Here is a 1,523-nt window from a genome sequence, read left to right on the forward strand (position 1 = left end):
GCGTCTGAGTGCAGGGTACTCATCGCGGCAGCCTGGGCAGTCCCACGATCACCGAACCGTCCGCGGAAGAAGGTCAGCAGTCGCGGCGCGCGCGTCCCGCAACCGTACAGATGCTCAACCGCGGCAGCGATATTGGAGCCTGAGCGCAATTGCATGCCGAGGATATAGGCGTCTGCATCCTCCATCAGATCGGTGAGCTGGAAACTGCTCACCACATCTGCGCACATCAGTTTGGCTCGCGCGAAATCGTGTCCGGAGGCGTACTGCGCGTGCTCGCGGCGCCAGTCACCGTAGAAGGTGATCCAGTCACCGGCCCACCCGGCGATGTCACCGCGGTTGATGCTTGTTCCCTCGGGGCGGCCGTACTGGTAAACACCGGTGCACGATGCGGCCAGATGCGAGACCTTGATCGCCACCGGAAAGACGGGATCGCGAAAGCTTTCGATCTGTTCGATACCGGATTCGTTCACCACACGGACGAAGTCCTTATCAATTCCGCCGACCAGGGCATGCCACTGGATCGACGCATACTCGCGGTGCCGCAAGAATTGCAGGACGAGCGCGGCGTGGTCCGCCTCAGCTCGGTAGTCCTGTGCAAGCGCAAACAGCTGGGCTATATAGCTGACAAACTCCCCCGGGAGATGCTGAGTCTTCATACCTAGTCCGACGAATGGATGGTGGGATCGTTCAACATCGTCGGGCCCGGGACTGTCTGACAATGGTTGATCTGATCTTGGTCTGGTGCCCGCACTCCTGCGCCACGCTGCTGTTCAGCATGGGAGTGCCGCCAGCAACGGTGCAACGCATTTTGCGCCACGGCCCTATCACCGTGACGACGGGAACCTATGTCGAGCTGATCGTGGCGGTCTAACGCGATGCACTGGAATCCATGGGCAGCCTTTTCGCGCGCGTTGACGTCGATTCGCCGAGCCAGTCGTCGTCAGTCGCTAGAGAAGAGCGCGCCAGAAACACCGTTAACTCTGGTGGAGCTAAGGGGATTCGAACCCCTGACCCCCACACTGCCAGTGTGGTGCGCTACCAACTGCGCCATAGCCCCGAGAAGTTGTGCCAATCGAAGCTACACCACTGGCAACCGTCCTTCAAAGTTGCAGGTCAGGCCAGCTCAACGTCCGCCGCGGTCGGCAACATCTCCGACGTCGGCTCGGATGCCGGCCGCGTTTCCGGCGCCACCACCCAGCCGACCGTCATGGACCCGACGATGGCGCCCAGATCCGTCACCATCTGCACCGCCGCCACCGGAAGGCCGGCGCGGGCCTCACTGCCCAGGATGTCGGCGACTGCGGCCTGCAGCGGTGACATGAAGATGCCTGTCGTTGCACCGCTCACAAACGCCGCGACCGTAAACGCCGGCAGCGACGACACGAGGCCAAGCCAGACGGTCGCCACCCCGGACGCCGCCAGGCCGACGATCAACAACGTGCGCCGCCCCATCCGGTCAGACAGGTAGCCGCTGGGGACGACGGCCAGCGCATTACCGCCCGCGAACGCCGCGAGCACCCAGC

3 protein-coding genes and 1 tRNA gene are annotated in these 1,523 nt (G+C 63.2%); 1 reads left to right on the plus strand and 3 read right to left on the minus strand.

What is annotated here, in order from left to right:
* Positions 1-656 (minus strand): hypothetical protein (locus WCA53_RS20580; protein ID WP_423914984.1); only part of this gene is annotated, 656 nt, incomplete at its 3' end.
* A gap of 62 nt (positions 657-718) precedes the next feature.
* Between WCA53_RS20580 and WCA53_RS20585 the strand changes: the two genes are divergently transcribed.
* On the plus strand, positions 719-871 hold the full coding sequence (locus tag WCA53_RS20585) for a hypothetical protein (RefSeq protein ID WP_423914987.1): 153 nt from the start codon (positions 719-721) through the stop codon (positions 869-871).
* A 110-nt stretch (positions 872-981) separates the two neighbouring features.
* Here the strand turns inward: WCA53_RS20585 and WCA53_RS20590 are convergent.
* Together WCA53_RS20590 and WCA53_RS20595 are read right to left on the minus strand one after the other, a co-directional pair.
* Positions 982-1,057: transfer RNA gene (locus tag WCA53_RS20590), tRNA-Ala, on the minus strand.
* Positions 1,058-1,113: 56 nt separating this feature from the next.
* On the minus strand, positions 1,114-1,523 hold a 410-nt coding region (locus WCA53_RS20595; RefSeq protein ID WP_423914989.1), incomplete at its 5' end, for an MFS transporter.

It is taken from the genome of Caballeronia sp. (assembly GCF_049581465.1).
Taxonomy (GTDB): Bacteria; Pseudomonadota; Gammaproteobacteria; order Burkholderiales; family Burkholderiaceae; genus Caballeronia.